General features: G+C 43.9%; 18 protein-coding genes. 11 read left to right on the top strand and 7 right to left on the bottom strand.

The genetic code is table 11. The features are described from left to right. Positions 1–76: 76 nt before the first annotated feature. Positions 77–3,313, bottom strand: coding sequence for an amidohydrolase family protein (locus tag ABDD94_RS07550; RefSeq protein ID WP_345955337.1), 3,237 nt, complete (start codon positions 3,311–3,313; stop codon positions 77–79). A gap of 112 nt (positions 3,314–3,425) precedes the next feature. Here ABDD94_RS07550 and ABDD94_RS07555 point away from each other — a divergent pair, with 112 nt between their 5' ends. Then, on the top strand, positions 3,426–4,679 hold the full coding sequence (locus tag ABDD94_RS07555; RefSeq protein WP_345955338.1) for a dicarboxylate/amino acid:cation symporter: 1,254 nt from the start codon (positions 3,426–3,428) through the stop codon (positions 4,677–4,679). A 19-nt stretch (positions 4,680–4,698) separates the two neighbouring features. Here ABDD94_RS07555 and ABDD94_RS07560 read toward each other — a convergent pair whose 3' ends face one another. Together ABDD94_RS07560 and ABDD94_RS07565 are read right to left on the bottom strand one after the other, a co-directional pair. Further along, a complete protein-coding gene (locus ABDD94_RS07560) occupies positions 4,699–5,415 on the bottom strand; it encodes a DUF72 domain-containing protein (protein WP_345955339.1) in 717 nt (238 codons plus the stop codon). A 7-nt stretch (positions 5,416–5,422) separates the two neighbouring features. Further along, the gene (locus ABDD94_RS07565; RefSeq protein ID WP_345955340.1) at positions 5,423–6,376 is read right to left on the bottom strand and encodes an MBL fold metallo-hydrolase; all 954 of its coding nucleotides are present in this window, start codon (positions 6,374–6,376) and stop codon (positions 5,423–5,425) included. 161 nt (positions 6,377–6,537) lie between these two features. On the opposite strand from ABDD94_RS07565, the gene ABDD94_RS07570 reads away from it, so the two are divergent. After that, positions 6,538–7,014, top strand: coding sequence for a DUF4920 domain-containing protein (locus tag ABDD94_RS07570; protein ID WP_345955341.1), 477 nt, complete (start codon positions 6,538–6,540; stop codon positions 7,012–7,014). A 118-nt stretch (positions 7,015–7,132) separates the two neighbouring features. Here the strand turns inward: ABDD94_RS07570 and ABDD94_RS07575 are convergent, their stop codons facing one another. Beyond that, entirely contained in the window at positions 7,133–8,026 is an 894-nt protein-coding gene (locus tag ABDD94_RS07575; protein WP_345955342.1) for a chitinase, read from the bottom strand. 233 nt (positions 8,027–8,259) lie between these two features. Here ABDD94_RS07575 and ABDD94_RS07580 point away from each other — a divergent pair, with 233 nt between their 5' ends. The 4 genes from ABDD94_RS07580 (at position 8,260) to ABDD94_RS07595 (ending at position 9,549) form a co-directional block, all read left to right on the top strand. Beyond that, positions 8,260–8,808, top strand: coding sequence for a cob(I)yrinic acid a,c-diamide adenosyltransferase (locus ABDD94_RS07580; RefSeq protein WP_345955343.1), 549 nt, complete (start codon positions 8,260–8,262; stop codon positions 8,806–8,808). 91 nt (positions 8,809–8,899) lie between these two features. After that, positions 8,900–9,121, top strand: coding sequence for a DUF2795 domain-containing protein (locus tag ABDD94_RS07585; protein ID WP_002996718.1), 222 nt, complete (start codon positions 8,900–8,902; stop codon positions 9,119–9,121). Between the two features lie 104 nt (positions 9,122–9,225). After that, on the top strand, positions 9,226–9,372 hold the full coding sequence (locus ABDD94_RS07590) for a lmo0937 family membrane protein (protein ID WP_345948240.1): 147 nt from the start codon (positions 9,226–9,228) through the stop codon (positions 9,370–9,372). A gap of 15 nt (positions 9,373–9,387) precedes the next feature. After that, a complete protein-coding gene (locus tag ABDD94_RS07595) occupies positions 9,388–9,549 on the top strand; it encodes a lmo0937 family membrane protein (RefSeq protein ID WP_345948239.1) in 162 nt (53 codons plus the stop codon). A 36-nt stretch (positions 9,550–9,585) separates the two neighbouring features. On the opposite strand, the gene ABDD94_RS07600 is transcribed toward ABDD94_RS07595, so the two are convergent. Together ABDD94_RS07600 and queA are read right to left on the bottom strand one after the other, a co-directional pair. After that, positions 9,586–10,356 carry a 2-C-methyl-D-erythritol 4-phosphate cytidylyltransferase gene (locus tag ABDD94_RS07600; RefSeq protein WP_345955344.1) on the bottom strand — a complete coding sequence of 257 codons (771 nt, stop codon included), beginning with the start codon at positions 10,354–10,356 and terminating at the stop codon, positions 9,586–9,588. A gap of 69 nt (positions 10,357–10,425) precedes the next feature. Further along, on the bottom strand, positions 10,426–11,475 hold the full coding sequence (gene queA, locus ABDD94_RS07605; RefSeq protein WP_345948237.1) for a tRNA preQ1(34) S-adenosylmethionine ribosyltransferase-isomerase QueA: 1,050 nt from the start codon (positions 11,473–11,475) through the stop codon (positions 10,426–10,428). A 132-nt stretch (positions 11,476–11,607) separates the two neighbouring features. On the opposite strand from queA, the gene ABDD94_RS07610 reads away from it, so the two are divergent. The 5 genes from ABDD94_RS07610 (at position 11,608) to ABDD94_RS07630 (ending at position 18,112) form a co-directional block, all read left to right on the top strand. Beyond that, a complete protein-coding gene (locus ABDD94_RS07610) occupies positions 11,608–12,732 on the top strand; it encodes a glycosyltransferase family 9 protein (protein ID WP_345955345.1) in 1,125 nt (374 codons plus the stop codon). Positions 12,733–12,769: 37 nt separating this feature from the next. Continuing rightward, complete coding sequence (locus ABDD94_RS07615) at positions 12,770–14,011, top strand: sodium:proton antiporter (RefSeq protein WP_345955346.1); 1,242 nt, start codon at positions 12,770–12,772, stop codon at positions 14,009–14,011. 150 nt (positions 14,012–14,161) lie between these two features. Beyond that, on the top strand, positions 14,162–16,534 hold the full coding sequence (locus ABDD94_RS07620) for an ABC transporter permease (protein ID WP_345955347.1): 2,373 nt from the start codon (positions 14,162–14,164) through the stop codon (positions 16,532–16,534). A 259-nt stretch (positions 16,535–16,793) separates the two neighbouring features. Beyond that, entirely contained in the window at positions 16,794–17,486 is a 693-nt protein-coding gene (locus ABDD94_RS07625) for an HAD family hydrolase (protein WP_345955348.1), read from the top strand. Next, the gene (locus ABDD94_RS07630) at positions 17,483–18,112 is read left to right on the top strand and encodes a chloramphenicol acetyltransferase (protein ID WP_345955349.1); all 630 of its coding nucleotides are present in this window, start codon (positions 17,483–17,485) and stop codon (positions 18,110–18,112) included. The genes ABDD94_RS07625 and ABDD94_RS07630 overlap by 4 nt, the downstream gene beginning before the upstream one ends. Before the next feature lie 79 nt (positions 18,113–18,191). Here ABDD94_RS07630 and ABDD94_RS07635 read toward each other — a convergent pair whose 3' ends face one another. Beyond that, positions 18,192–20,660 carry an FtsX-like permease family protein gene (locus tag ABDD94_RS07635; RefSeq protein WP_345955350.1) on the bottom strand — a complete coding sequence of 823 codons (2,469 nt, stop codon included), beginning with the start codon at positions 20,658–20,660 and terminating at the stop codon, positions 18,192–18,194. Positions 20,661–20,675 lie beyond the last annotated feature (15 nt).

Here is a 20,675-nt window from a genome sequence, read left to right on the forward strand (position 1 = left end):
TCAACGGATAGCTATCATTTACCAAGTTCAGCAAATTGAACTTGGTAAATGAAGCGTCAACGCTTAACCTATCAATTTAATTCTCACCATCGCTGGTGCCAAACAAATAGGTCTCTGTATTACCTACCGGCATGTTCATTAAATTGCCGCTACCTAGCTGCCACCAAAAGCGCAATCGGGGCTTTTCAGTATTGCCCGTTTCGTTCATAGAATCTGAATCAAACAGGCGCCCGTTTACCATTACATATTTGATGTTGTCACTATTGCGAATATCGTCTAATGGGTTTTGATTAAGTACCACCAAATCGGCCAGCTTGCCTGCCTCTAATGAGCCTATTTCTTTATCTATGCCTAAGTAAGCAGCGCCGTTTAATGTGGCGCAGCGTAAAGCTTGCATAGGGGTAAAGCCGCCCTGGTTTAGCATCCATAGCTCCCAGTGTGCGCCTAAGCCCTGCAACTGGCCATGTGCGCCCAGGTTAACCCGGATGCCCCCGTCGGCAATTTGCTTGGTAGCGCGAGCGGCATCAATATGGCCATAATCTCCATACTCGGAAGTGGTGCGGCGACGCGAGCGGCTGTCAATAATAGCCGGAGGGGTAAAGCTAAGCAGATGCTCGTTCTTCCACACCTCACTACGGTCATACCAGTAGTTTTCACCAAACTGGCTTCCGTAGGCAACAATAAGGGTAGGAGTGTAGCCAGTTTTGCTGGCGTTCCAAAAGCTCTTTACGTCTTTGTAAACGGGCCATACGGGTATGTTATGTTCAATGCCGGTGTGTCCATCGGCAATCATGTTCATATTGGTAAAAAAAGTTGAGCCGCCTTCGGGCACTACTTCCATTTGCAGTTCGCGCGCAGCTTCGATGATTTGCTGGCGCTGTTCGCGGCGCGGCTGGTTGTAACTTTTAACCGAGAAAGCACCTACCGCTTTTAACCTGCGTAAATGGGAACGGGCATCATCTAAATTGTTTATAACAGTCTTAAAATCGCCATCGGCGCCGTACAGTATGGTACCCGTAGAGTATACCCGCGGACCGACCATGCGGCCTGCTTTCAACATTTCAGCCTGGCTAAAAACCATCTCGGTATTACTCGACGGGTCATGCGAGGTAGTTACACCGTAGGCCAGGTTGGCAAAGTAATGCCAGTCCTGTTGCGGCGATATACCGTCCGGGCTAACACCCAGGTGGCCATGTACATCTACAATACCGGGGATGATAGTTTTGCCCGCTAAATTGTAAACCTTTGCATCGGCAGGTGGCTGCACATCTTTACCTACAGCCATAATCACGTTGCGATCTATCACTATGGTGCCTTTCTCAATCACTTCATCACCTTTCATGGTAATAATGCGGGCGTTGGTAAAGGCAATTTTACCGGCAGGAACATCGGTTTTTATTTTTAACCCGATGTCAATACCTGCCGTGTCTGCATTGGGCACTTTATCAGGGTTGCTTTCAACAAAGGGGAACGCCGAGCGAATGTCGCGCGAGTAGTACTTAGGTCCCAGCGTCCACAGTAGTTTTTGGCTATCCTTGCTCCAGTGTAAGTAAGTGCCGGCATCGCGTGTAAGGCGGTTAAGCGGCAGCGCCTTGTTGGTTGACGATAGCTCCTGCACATTACCCGTATACGTTAACGGTGTGATATAGCAGTTGTACAGTTCGGTAAACGCCATCCACTTGCCATCGGGGCTGGGAGCAAACTGAGTGGCATAAGTTGATGTATACAACGTTTTAGGAGCTATACCTACATTGACCAGGTCAATCATTTTGAAAGCTTTTTTGCCATCCTCGGCACTTTGATAGTAAAGCTTGCTGTCATCGGCAGAGAATTGTGGCCTGATGCCATTATTGAGGAGGAGCTGTGGTGTCCCGCCGGTTGAGGTAACCACGTAAATACCCGGATTTTTACCAAAGGCATAGCCTAAAACATCATTCCCCTCGCCTTTACGGTATACAACTTTATCGCCTTTGTTAGAGAATACAGGAGAATAGTAAAAGCCACGGTCAGGTGTTAAACGTGTTACATGGCGGGTAGCCAAATCAATAATATTAACCGATCCTTTAAATTCATCGCTCCAGGTGGTATAAACTAATTGCTTGCCATCCGGACTAAAAGACGGCTCGTATTCAAATTCGGGTGTAGTGCTTATGCGCTCGGGTTTACCGCCGGGCAAATCTTTAATATAAATGTAACCAGCAGCGTTAAAGGCAACACGTTTACCATCCGGCGAAGTACTGAGCTGCCGTATCATCCGGGCGGTAAATTCATCCTGAAATACTTTTTGCGGAAAGTGAAGTGCCTCAGTAATGGTCTGTTGATTAGTCGCTTCGAACGGAACATTAACCGCATTTAAGGTTGAAATGTCGAGGTTCCAGATCTTGCCTTTGGCATAAAACACAATATGCTGATTGTCGGGTAACCAGTTGAAATTGGGGTAGGTTCCAAAAATGGCCCAGGTTTCCTGCTGGTCGTGGCTCAGGTTATCATACACCGGGTACTCCTCACCAGTGCCGAGGTTGTGGATATACAAAACGGACTTTAAGCGGTTACGTTTCACAAAGGCCATCAATTTACCGTCGGGCGATATTTGTGGCCGGCATGCGCCGCCCGAGCCGCCCGTAACGGTTTCAATTTGCCCCGTTTGGCGGTTTATTCGCTTAATAGCATATATGCCTTGATTTGGGTCTTTGTTATATTGAAAATTAGGGCCGGGCGTTACATCCTCGCTCCAATAAACATATGTTCCTTTAGGCGATACAATCGGCTCGCCTGCGTCTTGCTGGTCATTTTTGCGTTTGGTAAGTTGTATACCTTCGCCGCCATTTTTATGGTATAGCCACATTTCGCCTGCGCCTAAGGAGCGTGTATTGGTAAAGTGCTTACGGGCTACTAGGAACTGGCCGTCGGGCGTCCAGTAGGCATTGTTTAACAATCTAAAGGTTTCCTTGGTTACAGGGCGCTTGCTTGCCCCGTCGGTAGCCATTATCCATATATTATCACCACCGTCTCGGTCGCTGGTAAATGCTATTTGTTTGCCATCGGGGCTAAAGCGGGGTTGTACATCCCAGGCTTTACCGCTGGTTATTTGCGTGGCTTTGCCACCGGAAACAGGCATGATATAGATGTCGCCCAGTAAGTCAAACGCTATAACTTTCCCATCCGGACTAACGTCCACATTCATCCAGGTCCCTTCATCGGTGGTAATGGTTACTTTTTTATTGGGGCCGGGCGTGTTTTCAACGTTCCACTTTTGAGCAAAAACGCTAAGGCTTAAAAAAAGGAAGAGTATGCCGAGGTAGTAGTGTTTCATTATATAAAATACTTGGTGGCAAAAATAGGAAAAAAGCAATGTTTGCATGTGGGTTAGTGCGCGGCTTATATAAGTGCAGACGAATGTTTTTTATTACATTTAGCCCTACAACATGAATAACTTTTATAAAAATTACAGCGGTATCATTTGGTTGCTAACCGGTATTTTATGTGGCAGTGCAGCCGGGCTGGTGCTGGGTAAGCAGGTGGAGGTGCTTAAGCCTATAGGCGACATTTTCCTCAATCTGCTGTTTACCGCCGTAATACCACTGGTGTTCTTTGCTATCTCATCGGCCATTGCAGGGTTAGACCAGGGCAAAAAGCTAAGCCGTATTATGGCTGTGATGTCGCTGGTGTTTTTAGCAACGGTTATTATTTCGGCCTGCTTAACTATGGTAGCCGTATGGATTTTCCCGATACATGAGCAACTTACCAGTGCCCCGCTTACCGAGCAGGTAAACAAACGACCTTGGGGTAATCAAATAACGCAGTTATTTACTACAGGCGAGTTTTATGAGCTGCTCTCACGCAAGAGCATGCTGGCTATGATCATTTTTTCGGTAATTATCGGCTTTGGCGCTTTGCGGGCAGGCGAGAAGGGAGCCAGCTTTACACGCTTTTTGCAATCAGGCAACGAGGTTTTTAAGCAGGTGTTTATCATTATTATGAAGCTTGGACCTGTAGGACTTGGGGCATATTTTGCTTATCAGGTAGGTGTGTTTGGTCCGCAGTTGTTTGGTGCTTATGCGCGTTCATTGGGTTTATATTATGCAACCGGCGCCGTGTACTTTGTGGTTTTCTTTAGCCTATATGCTTTTATAGCCGGCGGGATAAAAGGGGTAAGAACTTATTGGCGCAACAATATCATTCCTTCGGCAACCGCTGTGGGCACCTGTAGCAGTATAGCTACTATTCCGGCTAATATGGATGCTGCTAAAAAGATAGGCATACCCGCTATTATTGCTAACGTAACCATACCGCTGGGTGGCACCTTGCATAAGGATGGATCGAGCATATCATCCATCATAAAAATGGCAGTGGTGTTTGCCTTATTTGGCAAAAGTTTTAATAGTGCCGATGTTGTTATATTGGCCCTAGCCATGACGGTTTTGGTCAGCATGGTTGAAGGCGGCATACCCAATGGAGGCTATGTGGGCGAATTGCTATTTATTGCTGCCTACGGCTTTCCACCAGAAGCCCTGCCCCCGGCCATGATTATTGGCACCCTGGTAGACCCCATGGCCACACTACTTAACGCCACTGGTGATACGGCGGCGGCGATGCTGATAGCCCGTTTTACCGAAGGTAAGGGCTGGATGGAAAAAACGGAGTTGCCAGAGCTGGGAGTTGAGGGTGAAATAATTTAAATTGTGTTCAGTTAAATAGTTATTTACTTATCTCTAACAACTCTTTAGCGTTGAATATTGCCGAGGCACCTATATCATTGTTAAAGTAAATGTAGGCCCGCTCGGCTTGTGTGGCTTTCACTTTTTCAGCAAAGTCTTGCAATTCCTTAGGGCTATACGCCGAGGCGTACAATTGTTGATTTCCGTGCATGCGATAGTACAGAACAGGTGTATTGGCTATCACATCGTTGGGCAGGGTAGGATGGCTCATGCCGCAAAAGCTGATGTTTTGTTTAGCCAGTGCTACATATACATCATCCCGCCACCAGCTATTGTGACGCATTTCAATCACATTATTAAAAACTGGATCAAGGCTTTTCAGTACGCGCTCTAATCGCTCTTCACTATAAGTAAAATTGGGCGGCATCTGAAAGAGTACCGTGCCCAACTTTTCCTTTAGTCCATCACTAATAACCTGATACATTTCGCTTACCAGGGCTTGGGTTTCAATTAGCTTTTTAAAATGCGTAATGCCCCTATAAGCCTTCACCGCAAACAAAAAGCCAGGCGGACTATCAGCATACCACTTTTCTAAAGATGTAATTCGAGGGAAATTATAGAAAGTGTTATTGAGCTCCAGTGTATCAAAATGCTGGCAATAGTGATCAAACCACTTGCGTTGCGGCACGCCTTCCGGATAGAAAACTTCTTTCCAGTGCTTATAATGAAAACCCGAACAGCCAATGTGCCACTCCATTATAAAGCTATTTTTTAGCTTTTTTTACGAGTGTGTATATGCCTACAGCCAGTAAACCTGCAACCGATGCAGCCAGTATAGGGTTAAAAGGCTCGGGCGGTACATATTGCACCCCACGTTTATTGGCTTTAGCCGGCTCTTTTACATACCGCCCCTGGCTTGGTACCGCTACCTGGTCAAAATTGCTTACCAGGTTTTCCAGACCCTCGGTTAGTTCCTGCCCGTACATAGGTTTGCCGTGGCCGGTGGCAGCAATAGCCGGATGCAAATCACGCAGCTTTTTTACGGATGCTGCTGCGGCAATCCAATCGGCTGTAAAATATTTAGGTGGGCCAGATACCAGTCTTTTTTGCGTGGCAACCGAGAAGGCCGATTCTTGCTTGGTGGTCACAAACGCATCACCGGCAATAATCAGTTTATCGCGCTGGCGCCACAACGAAATATGACCGGGTGCATGCCCGGGTGTAAATACAAACAACCATTCGGGCAAATAAGGTAAACCACCATTTTCCTGAAGGGCATGTACCCGGTTACCTAAATCAATTGGTTTTTTAGGATACAGTACTGACATAAAGCTCATTAAGCCGCCGCCCACAGTTGGATCGGGCGGTGGATAAGCCGACAAGCCGGTAAGGTAAGGCATTTCCAGGGGGTGCGCATACACCGGTACATCCCACTTGGTTAATAACTGCTTAAGCGCACCTATATGATCAAAATGACCATGAGTTAAGATAATAGCAACAGGCGGGTTATTTTCGCCAAATAAATCAGCCGCCATTTCTTCAATCTTTCCGGCAAAGCCTTTTAGGCCGGCATCAACCAACACCCATTCATTATCCTTCCCGGTGGCTATCATAAAAATGTTTACAAAAACTATTTTCATTCCCCATACGCCTGGCGCCACCTCAAAGTAATCCTTCTCATCGGTTGACGCGGTTATACCTGCTGCTTGTGTTTCCATAACTTAATACCTAATGTGCAATTGATAACATGATAACCCCTGCACTGGTTTTGGCTAATAAATATTAAGCGGCATTAACTTAAAAGGCATATTTAAAATACATGAACCGGTTATTCGGGTAGCCATATTTTTGATACCTTTACGCTAATAATAAACTCGTTATGAAAACATTAATGTTATTTATTGCGGCCCTGTTTAGCGCTGCTTTTACCTATGCGCAGCAAAGCGCTATTAAGCCGGCTGCACCTGGTGTAACTTATGGCAAAGCGGTAACCAAGGACAAGGCCATTACCTTGGCTAACTTGAACAAAGAGCTAAGCAAAGACACTGTTTATAACGGAAAGATTGCTGGTGTGGTAACCGAAGTTTGCACTAAGAAAGGCTGCTTCATGAAACTTAAACAAGCGAACGGCGAGGACGTGATGGTGCGTTTTACCGATTATGCTTATTTTATGCCGCAAAACATTGTAGGTAAAAAGGTAGTGGTTGAAGGTAAAGCCAAAGTTACTGAAACTACAGTGGAGCGCCTGCGCCATTACGCTAAAGATGCCGGCAAAAGCCAAACGGAAATCGCCAAAATCAATAAGCCTAAAAAAGATGTTACCATTATGGCCGATGGCGTATTGGTTACAGAATAAGTAAATAAGGAACTGAGAGCCGAGAAACTGACTTATTGTTTACCGGCATAAATAAAAAGCCATAGCAATTGCTGTGGCTTTTTTAATTTATGACCTTATGTCTGACCCCAGCGCTTATCTATTCGTTCACTCCGTACAAGTAAGGTTGCATTTTGCCGCAAGAGCAATTGGCAGTATCTTTACCGCCAAGCTTGGTGAGGAAGTATTGGTAAAATTTCATGCGGTCTTTCATGTTGTACAAATCTTCGCCTTTATTGCATTCAATTTCACCGTTAATGATATTAATGGTCATACCGAAGCCCGGTGCGCGGCCTTTAGCCTTATCTGCTGGTTTAGGCTGCCATACGCCTACCATTACATCATGTGCAGAGGGCTTGTGCGTTTGTGGTGTCATCCAAAAATAAATGGCTGTTTTAAAGGCCAGAACGGGGTCTGTCTCAATCAATTCAGGGCTGTTCAATAATATCTTGTCATCGCCTAAAATACAATCGCCGGCGTAACCGTAGTTGCCGTTGTAGCTTAATTGAACCGGTCCACGGCCATAATATTTTTTACCGGCAACAGGTGGGTACTCATCATTCTCGGCAATGTAGGCTGATGTTGTATTTTTTTCATGAATGTACATCAGGCCATCCGTAAAGGTATCATCCACACCACCGCGCGTTTCGTGGGCAATGTGGGCAAAAAAAGCGGCCAGTTCTTTTTTGTTCGTCGCAGCATTCTTTTCTGTACAAAATTTACTATAATCCACCTCATAACTGCTGTCGGGCTTAGCTTTTGCCCATGCCTCGTTCCAGTCAACGTCCTGGCGCACGATGGTAGCCTTACCGCTAGCTTTATCAGTACGTATAATTTGGTATACAGATACCGCCCGGCGGGTCACGTTTACTTTAATTTGGCTTATCTCTTTTATGGCTTTTATAAAAGAGGCATAAGTGTAAAATTTGTTCCGTTGCGGAAACAGTTCATTAAAAAGCTTTTCGGTAATTAAGCTGGCGGCTGTTGCAGGCATAGCTTTTTGAGCGGGTTTGCCTTGTTTGGCATTGCTACTGTTAGTGCAACTAAAACTAAGCAGCAGCAACGTACTAACTGAGCAAATAACAAGTTTAGTATATAATGAAAAGTGTTTAACCAGAAAAGCTTGCATATAACGGCGATGTGTTGTGTGATATTAATACGCAGTAAACATCAAAAATTATTCACATTGCGTCAAATGATTATGAAAATTATTTAATTGCAGCGCTGATGAAGATATATACCAAAACCGGCGACAAAGGTTTAACCTCCCTGATAGGAGGTAACCGAGTGCCTAAATATCATATTCGTATCGAAAGCTATGGTACTGTTGACGAGCTAAACGCTTATTTGGGTTTAATTGCCGACCAGGATATTCAACTGCAGGACAAAAAAGTATTACAGCATATACAAAATAACTTGTTTGTAATAGGTGCATTGCTTGCGGCAGAGCCCGGAAAGTCGAGAATGACCATACCCGATTTAACTGATGGCGATATCGACCTATTAGAGCACGAAATGGATGCAATAGAAATCCAGTTGCCGGAGTTAAAACATTTTATACTGCCTGGCGGTAGTAATGCCATATCATTTTGCCATGTAGCCAGGTGCGTATGCCGCCGGGCCGAACGTGTAGTGGTGCAATTGGCTACAGAGAGTGTTGTTGATGAAAAAATTGTGATATATTTAAACAGACTGAGCGATTACCTGTTTATGCTGGCACGTAAAGTAGGGCACGATCAGCAAATACCTGAAAATAAATGGGAACCAGGTGTATAATCGGTGTAGAAAAAATTATTTGATAAATCATTCAGAAATATTATATTTTTGCGAAAATTGATAAATTAACCCCAACAATAAATTATAACGTATGTACTGGACTCTTGAATTGGCTTCACATCTGGAAGATGCACCATGGCCTGCTACAAAAGATGAACTGATTGATTATGCTATCCGTTCGGGTGCGCCTGTTGAGGTGATTGAAAACCTGCAGGCATTGGAGGATGATGGTGAACCTTATGAAAATATTGAGGAGATTTGGCCTGATTATCCAACTAAAGATGATTTCTTTTTTAACGAAGACGAATATTAAAAATAGCCCGCATAAGCGGGTTTTTTTATTTTATAACAACAATTTGGAATGGTTTTGGTTAGGTAAGTAATAAATACATTTATCAAACTAAAACACTTACCCAAATGAGAGGCTTATTGTACATTATTGCTGTTATCCTTATTATAGGATGGGCATTAGGAGCGTTTGTTTACAATGTTGGAGGCTTAATCCACATTTTAATTGTTATAGCGATTATTGCTTTAATATTAGGTATAATTCGTAGGGCGTAACTAAATATTAAAACTATGAGAGGCTTATTATATTTAGTAGCAGTAATATTAGTCATATTGTGGGTAGTAGGATTTCTATTCCACGGACTTGGAACTTTCGGTGACGGTAGCATTATTCACGTATTGCTGGTCATTGCAATTATCGCTATTCTGTTAGGAGTTATCCGCAGGGCATAATTGACTATAAAGAATAATTAATTGAGCCGCGCGTTGTTAAACGTGCGGCTTTTTGTTTATCAGTAATTCGGCTATGGCTATATCTTCCGGAAACGTGATCTTAAAATTCTGATAGCTGCCCTCAACAATATGAATTGCATGACCGGCTAATTCAGCTACGCTGGCATCGTCAGTAAAGCTTTCCTGGTAAGAGCACTCATAAGCACGCTTTAGTAAATCTGCTTTAAAGGTTTGTGGGGTTTGCACCAGGTATATTTCATCGCGCAGCAGGCTTTGTGTATGGGCTGCCTTTACCTGCCTAACCGAATCACGGCTTTTAACAGCTACCACTACAGCGCCCTGCCGGGCGGCTTGCTGGTACGCCGCCTCAATGGTTTGGGCGCTTACAAGCGGGCGCACGGCGTCATGCACCGCTACCAACGCATCATCGGGTACTAATTTCAATCCGCTTTTTACCGAATGGAAGCGGGTAGGCCCTCCGCCCACTAACTGGTGAGTAACGTTAAAACTGTGCTCGGCGCATAACTGCTGCCAGTATTCATGGAAGGCTTCGGGCAAAACCACAATAAGCTTAGGTTGCGAATTGCTGTTGTGAAAAGCAAGCAAAGTGTGCATCAAAACAGGCAACCCGTTAAGCAGAAGAAATTGCTTAGGCACCGCCGCCTGCATACGTGTGCCCGAACCACCGGCTACAATAATAGCATAGTTAGCCGTGTGAGGTGAGACATGGGATGCGAGATGAACGTCGTATGGCATAGTTAAAGTTGATGTGAATGCGCCTGCAATAATGCTAATAAAAAACGCCATTGTAAAAACAATGGCGTTTTGGATTCATGAGTATTTTGTCAAATATCTCACAACTAATATCAAGTCTGTTTAGATAATCAGCATGGCGTCGCCGTAGCTATAAAAGCGGTATTTCTCTTTTACAGCAATTTCATAAGCGTTCATTACATGCTCATAACCTCCAAATGCACTTACCATCATTAACAGGGTCGACTCGGGAGTGTGGAAGTTAGTAATCATAGAATTAGCAATGCTAAACTCATACGGCGGGAAAATGAACTTGCTGGTCCAGTCATTAACAGATTTTAAAGTCTTGTTGGCAGAGACAGCAGATTCGATAGCGCGCATAGACGTCGTTCCTACCGCGCAAACACGTGTTTTACGCTCAATGGCACGGTTTACAATATCAGCTTGCTTTTGCTCGATGATAATTTGTTCAGAATCCATTTTGTGCTTTGTCAGATCCTCCACCTCAACCGGGCGAAAAGTGCCTAAACCAACGTGAAGCGTAACTTCTGCAAATTCAACACCTTTTAATTCCAGGCGCTTCATCAGCTCGCGGCTAAAGTGCAGACCTGCGGTTGGAGCTGCAACAGCGCCTTCATTTTTAGCAAAAATGGTTTGGTAGCGCTCTTTATCTTCGGCAGTGGCTTTGCGTTTAATGTATTTAGGAAGCGGTGTCTCACCTAAAATTTCAACGTTACGACGAAACTCTTCATCAGTACCATCAAACAAAAAACGGATAGTGCGGCCACGTGAAGTGGTGTTGTCTACAACCTCGGCAACCAGTAAATCGTCATCGCCGAAGTACAGTTTGTTGCCTACACGTATTTTACGGGCCGGGTCAACCAGTACATCCCATAAACGCAGTTCTTTATTTAATTCGCGCAGTAAGAAAACCTCAATGGTAGCACCTGTTTTCTCTTTATTGCCATACATACGGGCCGGGAAAACTTTGGTGTTGTTCAGGATCATTACATCCTTATCATCAAAATAATCCAAAACATCCTTAAATATTTTGTGCTCAATTTTGCCAGAATCGCGGTGTAGCACCATCAAACGAGACTCGTCGCGAACATCAGACGGGTTGTGAGCGATCAAAGAATCGGGCAGATTGAATTTAAATTGAGATAATTTCATATCTTTTTATGAATATTTTTTAGGGCGCAAATGTACGCATAAATTTTCGTATATATAAACGCTTGTTAATCAGTTTTGTGTCATGGCCGGGCAAACAAAAACCCGCTATAAGTTTTTATGTACTGCCGGCTTATGAATAATTGGTTAAATTGTAAAAAGATACTTTGTATACGCCCCGACAATATGGGCGATTTGCTCATGACAACGCCCGCCTTGCGGGCGCTCAAGCAAACCTTTAACGCCCAAATAACTGTTCTTACCTCCAGTATGGCAGCAGGCATAGCCAGTATGATACCCGAAATAGATGAGGTAATTACTTTTGATGTGCCGTGGGTAAAAACCAGTATGGCGTCAGGCCAGGAGGCGGTAACAGCGGTAGTAAACCAGCTTAAACAACAACAGTTTGATGCGGCAGTCACTTTTACGGTGTATAGCCAAAACCCTTTACCTACCGTAATGCTGGCTTACTTGGCCGGTATACCTTTACGTTTGGCTTACTGCCGCGAAAACCCATACCAGCTTTTAACTAATTGGGTGCCCGACAAGGAACCATACGACATTATACGTCACCAGGTGAGGCGGGATCTGGATCTGGTAGCTTCTGTTGGTGCCTTTACAGAAGACGAGAGGTTGAGTTTACAGTTGCCCGACTTATGGCCGCAGGTGGCACAAAAGTTACAGCAACAGGGTGTGGATATACAAAAGCCCTGGCTGGTTATGCACCCAGGAGTAAGTGAACCTAAACGTGAGTATCCACAAGAGCGTTGGGCTGAAGCTGCTCAAAAAGCGGTTAACGAACTGGGTTACCAGGTATTGTTTACCGGCTCAGGGAGCGAACATGCTATGGCCGCGTCCATTCAAGGCTTGGCAGGGGTGGGTACCTTTAACGTGGCCGGTCAATTCAAGCTGAGCGAATTTGCAACTTTGATTGCACAGGCCCCCGTTGTAGTATCGGTAAATACGGGCACGGTACATATTGCTGCTGCAACCAATACGCCCACAGTGGTATTATACGCCTTAACTAATCCGCAGCATACACCCTGGATGGTGCCAAGCCAGGTATTAAGCTATTTGGTACCGCCACAGGCTCAAAGCAAGAATGAGGTGATTATGCACGTAAGCCGCTACCTTAATAATACAATAACAGAAATGCCATGTGCTGATGACATTATTGCGGCTGTAAACGCACTTACACGTCAGCATGCTGCAGAGCTGCCTGTAATCAATTTAACAGGTATTAAACACTTTGGTGTTTGAGTTGTAGTGGAGGTATTCTAGCCCCTCCGGTTTTATTATGGATCAGTACATCATTATTATAAGTGTAATTGGTATTGCTGCATTAGGCATGGCATGGATGCCGGCTATAAGTAAGCGAACCGGTATTTCATACGCCATTATTTATATGCTGGCTGGTGTGCTTATTTATTTAGTATTTCCACATCTACTTCCTAACGCCGATCCGCGTAAACATCAAACTTATACCTCACACTTAACTGAGCTGGTGGTTATTATTTCGTTGATGGGTACAGGTATTAAAATAGACCGGTCCTTTGCCTATAAAACCTGGAAAACGCCTATTCGTTTGGTTACGTGGGGTATGCTGGGTTGCATTGGCATAGCCGCATTACTGGGCTATGGTTTCTTCGGGATGGATGTAGCATCGGCGCTGTTACTGGGTGCTGCCCTGGCGCCTACCGATCCGGTATTAGCCTCAGATGTACAGGTTGGGCCGCCTAACGAAAAATTGCGATTTGAGACCAAGTTTGCCTTAACTGCCGAGGCCGGTATGAATGATGCGTTTGCGTTTCCGTTTGTAATGCTGGCTATCACTATGTCGCAAATGGCTAATAAAGGGCAGGGCAGTATTTGGGAATGGGCCGGGTATGCCCTGATTCTTAAAGTTGTTATCGGGTTAGTTATTGGCGTAATAATAGGACGGTTATTGGGATACCTAATTTTTAGCGTAGGCGACCGTTTGGAAGTTTTGGAAACGCGCGATGGCTTTGTTGCCCTATCGCTAACACTGATGGTTTACGGCATAACAGAACTAGCGCATGGGTATGGCTTTATGGCTGTTTTTGTGGCCGGACTAAGTTTACGCCATTATGAAAGAGGCCATAAATTGCATACTAAGTTGCACGACTTTACCGATCAGACAGAGCGCATTATGGTGGCCATTGTGCTTATCCTTTTTGGTGGAAGTCTGACCACTGGTATACTCAACAATTTAACCTGGCCAATGGTCACTTTTTCCATTCTGTTTTTATTCATTGTAAGGCCACTAACTTCTTATTTGAGTTTGTTCGGTATACAGCTCCATTCCAGAGAAAAATGGGTAATCAGCTTTTTTGGTATCAGGGGTATGGGTTCTATCTATTATCTGAGCTATGCTTTTAAAGAAGCACATTTTCCTTATGCCGAGCAAATATGGACTGTAGTAACTTTCACTATATTACTATCTATATTTGTGCATGGCTTAACAGCTACCACCGTAATGAAGCGCATGGAGGCCCGCTTTGCTAATGAAATTGGATAACTGACCGTTAATGGGTGTAAGTGTTTGTTCCCGAACATTCACTGTACGAAAGTGAACAATTTTGATCTTGCTCTGTCAGTTATTTTATTGGTAATAAGTTCGTTATTTAAGTGGCATGCGGTTTTCACTAGTCATAAAAAGTATTGAAGCATGCTTAAGAACTACTTTAAAATTGCCTGGCGAAACCTGTACCGTAACAAAGCTTTTTCGGCCATTAACATAGCTGGTTTAGCGGTGGGTATGGCAGGCACTATCTTGATATATACCTGGATACAACACCAGTTGAGCTATGATCAGTTTCATGCCAATAAAGGTACCTTATATAAACTTTGGCTTCGCTCGGCCGATACTACGGGCCAGATTTATTGTTCTGATATTACGTCGGGCCCTGTAGGGGCTGCCCTAAAGCAGGAGTTTCCGGAGGTGCAGGATGTGTCTCGTATATATTGGCCAATCGACAGGTTGTTTTCTTACCGCGATAAAATTATTAAAGCCGAAGGTCGCGATGTGGATAAACCATTCTTAACCATGTTCAGTTTTCCGCTTATTGAGGGCGATCCTAAACATGCGCTGGATGAAGTGAATAGCGTAGTAATTACCGAAAGCCTGGCCCGCAAGCTCTTTGACAATGAGAGCCCAATGTACAAGGTAATTAACATAGATAAAAAGCAAACCTGCCAAATTACCGGCGTAATGAAGGATTTGCCTTATAATACAGAGTTCAAGTTTGATTATCTGGTATCACTGACTGCAAATGAAAACTTTTATTCGGCCGGTAATAACTGGAACAACAATACCTATCAAACCTTTGTACAGCTCAAGCCAGGTGTTGATGTAAAGCGATTGGGCCAAAAGATAGCAGATATCAATGAACGTCACACAGATGCTGTTAAGGCACAGTTGTTTCTGCATCCCATAACCCAATGGCACTTGTACTCTAATTTTGAAAACGGCAAGGCAACCGGCGGATTGATTGATGTGGTTCGTTTGGTTGCCTTAATAGGCGGCTTGATACTGTTAGTGGCCTGTATCAATTTTATGAACCTAAGTACCGCCCGCAGTGAGAAACGTGCCAAAGAGGTAGGTGTACGCAAAGTGATGGGCGCCCAAAAAATGAGTCTTGTTGCTCAATTTTTGAGCGAATCTATCTTAATAGCGATTGTTGCAGGTATGTTAGCGCTTATACTGGTTGCGCTGTGCCTGCCTGCCTTTAACCGCTTTACTCAGGAAAACCTTACAGTTAATTACTCAAGTCCGGTTTTTATAGTTGGTATGCTGGGGTTTATTGTGCTAACCGGTGCTTTGGCTGGCAGTTACCCTGCTTTCTTTTTATCAGCATTTAAGCCGGTAAAGGTTTTAAAAGGTAAGTTTCGGGAAGGGCACCATTGGTTTACACCGCGCAAGGTGCTGGTAGTAGTGCAGTTCACAGTAGCTATTGTAATGGTGGTATCAACTCTGGTTGTTTACCGGCAAATACAATTTGCGCAGCAGCGCGATAGCGGCTATGTTAAGAATAACCTGATCGACATTGGCATTGAAGGCGATATGCGTAAAAACTATGACCTCATTAAACACGATCTGATCCAATCAGGTGCGGCTACCGGTGTATCTCAAAACAGTTTTTCGGTCACACAGCCAGCAAGCACGTCAAACTCTTACCGTTGGACCGGTGAAAATGCCGAACAACCCGATATAGAGTTTACCCGCTTCAATACCACCGGCGATTTCATTAGCACCTTGGGCATAAAACTGGTACAAGGTCGTGACATTGACCTGGCTATGCATCCTTCGGATACAGCAGCGGTGCTGCTTAACGAAACTGCCGTAAAACAAATGCAGCTTAAAAATCCTTTAGGCCATACCATTTACTTTAGCCGGATGGGAGATAAGCCCATAACTGTGGTGGGAGTTTTTAAAGATTTTATAATTGGTTCGCCCTACAGCCCCGTTAGCCCTATGATTGTACATGGCTTGCGCAATTGGAATTACAATATGGTGGTACGCTTAAATGCGCATAACAGCACCGCTAAAAATTTGCAACTGGCAGGCGATGTTTTTAAAAAGTACAATCCTTCTTACCCATTTGAATACAAATTTGTAGACCAACGCTATGCCGAAAAGTTTGCCAACGAAGTAAAAACCGGTACACTGGCTGCTCTATTTGCAGGCTTAACCATTTTTATATCATGCCTTGGGCTGTTTGGCCTGGCTGCCTACATGGCCGAGAACCGTTCAAAGGAAATTGGCATACGCCGCGTGCTGGGTGCCAGTGTAAGCAGTGTAATACAATTACTTACCGCAGAATTTGTAGTGCTGGTGGTAATAGCACTGGCTATTGCCACACCCATAGGCTGGTGGGTAATGCATAACTGGTTACAAAACTACACTTACCACGTTACTGTGGGCTGGTTTACTTTTGCCATGGCTGGTGTTACTGCCATACTACTGGCTGTTGGTACGGTAAGCATGCAGGCGGTTAGGGCAGCTAACGCCAACCCCGTAGATAGTATGAGAGCTGAATAAAGCTACCTGATTATTGAGAGCAGCTTGTTGTGATAATACAGTATCAAAAAAAGAGACCGGACATAAACGTCCGGTCCCTAATCTAATTTACTTATGAAAACAACAACTCCAAGAAGCCATTTTCATCCCTAATATATTCTTAAAAGTTGTTATAACCAAATTATTTCGCTCTTGTTAATGTAGGAGTATTTAAGATTTAACGCTTTTAATACCTTGTTATAGGCGATTTACCTATAATTGCAAACTCAAAAATGATACTATGATGAATGTAAAGGTAATTGCGTTTGATGCAGATGATACCCTTTGGGTTAACGAGCCTTACTTCAGGAGAACCGAAGAAAAATTTTGCACGCTTTTTAGCGAGTTCCTGTCGCCGCATGATATTGAGCGCGAGTTACTCAAGATTGAAATTGGTAATTTGGGCTTGTATGGTTATGGTATAAAAGGCTTTATGCTATCGATGATTGAGACGGCGCTAAAGGTAACCGACGGCCGTATGAATGCTGATGCTATTGAGAAAATACTGAACCTGGGCAAAGAACTTTTAAACGAGCCTATTGAATTGCTGGAAGGTGTGGAGCAGGTGTTACAGTCACTGCAGGGCCGTTATAAGTTGGTGGTAGCCACCAAAGGCGACTTGCTAGACCAGGAACGTAAATTAAAGAAATCTAATTTAACACAGTATTTTCATCATATCGAAGTGATGTCTGAAAAGGATGATGCCAGCTACCAGAAGCTGGTTAAGCATCTGGATATACAGCCGCAGGAGCTGTTGATGGTGGGCAACTCGCTCAAGTCAGACATACTGCCTGTGCTTAATATAGGCGGCTATGCTATACACGTGCCTTACCATATAACCTGGGTGCACGAGATGGTTGAAAGCCAGGTTGAACATGAGAACTTTAAAAGCGTAACGCATATTCAGGACATTTTACAATACTTACCCTTATGAAACACAAGCTTGACCTGGAAAACTGGCCCCGTAAGCAGCACTTCGAATTTTTTAAGCAATTTGAGGAGCCTTACTTCGGTGTTACCGTCAATGTAGACCTTACCTTAGCTTATGAACATGCCAAAGCAGCCGGCGTTTCCTTGTTTATATATTATCTTTTTCAATCCTTAGGTGCAGCTAATATGGTAGAGCCGTTCAGGTATCGGATCGAAGACGATCAGGTAATGGTTTATAATGAGGTACATGCATCGGCCACCATTAACCGGCCTAATGGAACATTTGGATTTTCGTACATCGATTACAACCCTTCGTTCAATAAATTTTTGGAAGGTGCCGAGCGGGAGATAGATCGTGTACAAAACACCACTGATCTCATGCCATCTACATCAGGCCAAAATGTAATTCATTTTTCGGCCCTGCCGTGGATCAATTTCACATCTATATCTCATGCGCGCATGTTCAGTTTCAACGAAAGCGTTCCCAAAATAAGCTTTGGCCGCATAACCGATATCGATGGCCAAAAAATTATGCCTGTATCCATCCACGTACATCACGCCTTAATGGACGGATTACACGTGGGCCAGTACCTGCAAGCATATCAGGACTTGCTTAATATGGGATTGTAAGGAGAGTTATGGGTTGTTTGTTGTAGGTTCAAGGTATTCAAAACAAACCAGTTTGAAACGAAGTTCAACTTACAACCTCTCACTCGCTCCTTAAGCTCTTAACGGGATTAGCCATTGCTGCTTTAATGGTTTGCAGGCTCATAGTTAGCAAGGCTACCGTAATGGTTGATAATATAGTGCCAACAAACAGCCAAATGCCCGGGTTGATATGATAGGCGTAATTTTGCAGCCAGTGGCTCATGGCGTACCAGGCTACGGGTGCAGCTATCGAAAACGCTACAAAAATCAATTTTATAAAGTCGGCACTAAGCAGGGTTACAATTTGAGTAATAGTGGCCCCCAAAATTTTACGTATGCCAATTTCTTTAGTGCGCTGGTTGGTTGTATAAAGTGCCAGTCCTAACAAACCCAGGCAACTTATTAAAACTGAAAGCCCTGTAGCCCATTTAAGCAATTTACCGGTGTTTTGCTCTGCTTTATAAAAGCGGGCTGTGCTTTCATCCACAAAGCGGTATTCAAAATCATCGTCGGGGAAAACTTCCTGCCATGAGGATTCCATTTTTATCAAAGCATTTTTCCAGTTTGCCGAACTGTTGGCGCCGGATTTTAAAGCAATGTGCAACGTACGGGTAAAACGATTGTTAGTACTGAAGCAAATAGCCGCCGGCTTAATGGCATACTGTAATGATCTTTGGTAAAAATCAGCAACTACACCAATAATAGGCACCTCTTTATCATTCACTTTTACCAGTTTACCGACGGCTTGTTTAGGGTTTTGAAAGCCTAAAAACTTACAATAGGTTTGGTTAATAATATAAGCACCTGTGCTATCATGCGGTTGCAGGTTGCGTCCGGCCAGTAACTTGAGCTGATAAACATTTAGATAATTATCATCGGCATACTTAAGCTCTACATCGGTTTCACGTTCTGTTTTCCCATCTTGATAGCTAAAGGCAGTAGAGTGGCTGTTGTTTGATGATGGCGCATCACTACCAAGGCTTATAGTTTCCACTTGCGGTATCGATTTGATCTTATTGAGGTAAACCTGTTTTAAGTTTGAGTTTGCATATTTATAGGGCGTACGTATATACATTACAGCATCCTTTTTAAAGCCTAGGTCTTTATTAAGCATATAGTGTATTTGATTACTTACTAGTATCGTAGCCATAATAAATACCTGTGCAATTACAAACTGCGTAACGGTAAGACCCCTGCGCAAACCGAATGATACGCCTTTACTTGTTTTAGGATTACTTTTAAGTACCTGTACCGGTTGGTATGATGACATAACCACTGCAGGATAAAAACCGGATATAACAGCAACAACAATGATTAAAATAAAAATGAACAGCAGCATGCCGGGGGTAAAAATCATACTGTAGCTTATGCCGGCAGGTATAAAATCGGCAAACATAATGAGCAGCAGGTAAGCCATGCCTATTGAAATGATAGCCGCAATAAGCGTAAGCAAAAAAGTTTCGGTTAAAAATTGACTTATAAGCTGTTGCCGGGTACCACCAATAGTTTTGCGAACGCCAATCTCTCGTGCTCTTTGTGAGGATTGAGCCGTAGTTAAATTAATAAAGTTGATGCATGCCAAAATGAGTAAAAATGCTGCCACGCCCAATAAGCTGTGCAAAACAGATTTATTAACCACCCGCTGATCAAAGTTGTCATACTCGCTACTAAAATGCAGGTTACTGAGTGGTTGCAGGCTCAAGGTTTGACTTTCACCGGGAGAACTCTTCTCTAAATTATTTTTTAGCATAGTATTCAACTGGGCCTCTGTTTGCCTGGCCGAACTTTGCTTACTAATTTTGATGAAAAGCTGATTATAAGAGGATGTACTGCTCCAACTGGTTTCGTTGTAACCGCCATCTGTATCGCCGCCGCTGGGTCTTAGTTTAAAATTTGCCGCGGTGGCCAGGCTCATAAAGTCATGAAAGTTAAAATCGGTATTTTCTTTAAGATCTGCTACAACGCCAGATACCGTCATTTTAAGCGAATCATCGTAAATAACTGTTTTTTCTAAAACTTGCTCAGGCTTTAGATCCGGGAAGTACAATTTGGCCCTGCTTTCGGTAAGTACAATGCGGTTTGGGTTTTGCAATGCTGTAGCAACCGATCCGGCCAGCCATTTATAAGGCAGCATTTCGAAGTATGCTCTGTCGCAAAAAATGATGTTTTCCTGGTTTTTAAAAATGCCCGGAGCTGTATTAGGTGCCGGAACTACAATCCGCTGATCCTGTCCATAGATGCGAAAGGGTACTGCCCGTTCTAGGCCGCTAACCGAACCCATAACACGGTGCAAAGGAACAGGTACCCCCGAATTGAAGCTGGTTTGGCCCTGGTAAGTGTAAGTAGATACCACCCGGTAAATGCGGCTGCCATCTGGTTCAAACTTGTCAAAGCTAAAATCGAATTGCACCACTAAGGCTATAACTAAAGCCGCACCAATGCCGATGGCCAGCCCCACAATATTGATTATGGTAAAAACTTTGTGCTTGAGCAGGCTGCGGAGCGCTGTTTTAAAATAGTTGTTTAGCATAATGAGCAGGTTTTA

This window comes from Mucilaginibacter sp. PAMB04168, assembly GCF_039634365.2.
Classification (GTDB): domain Bacteria; phylum Bacteroidota; class Bacteroidia; order Sphingobacteriales; family Sphingobacteriaceae; genus Mucilaginibacter.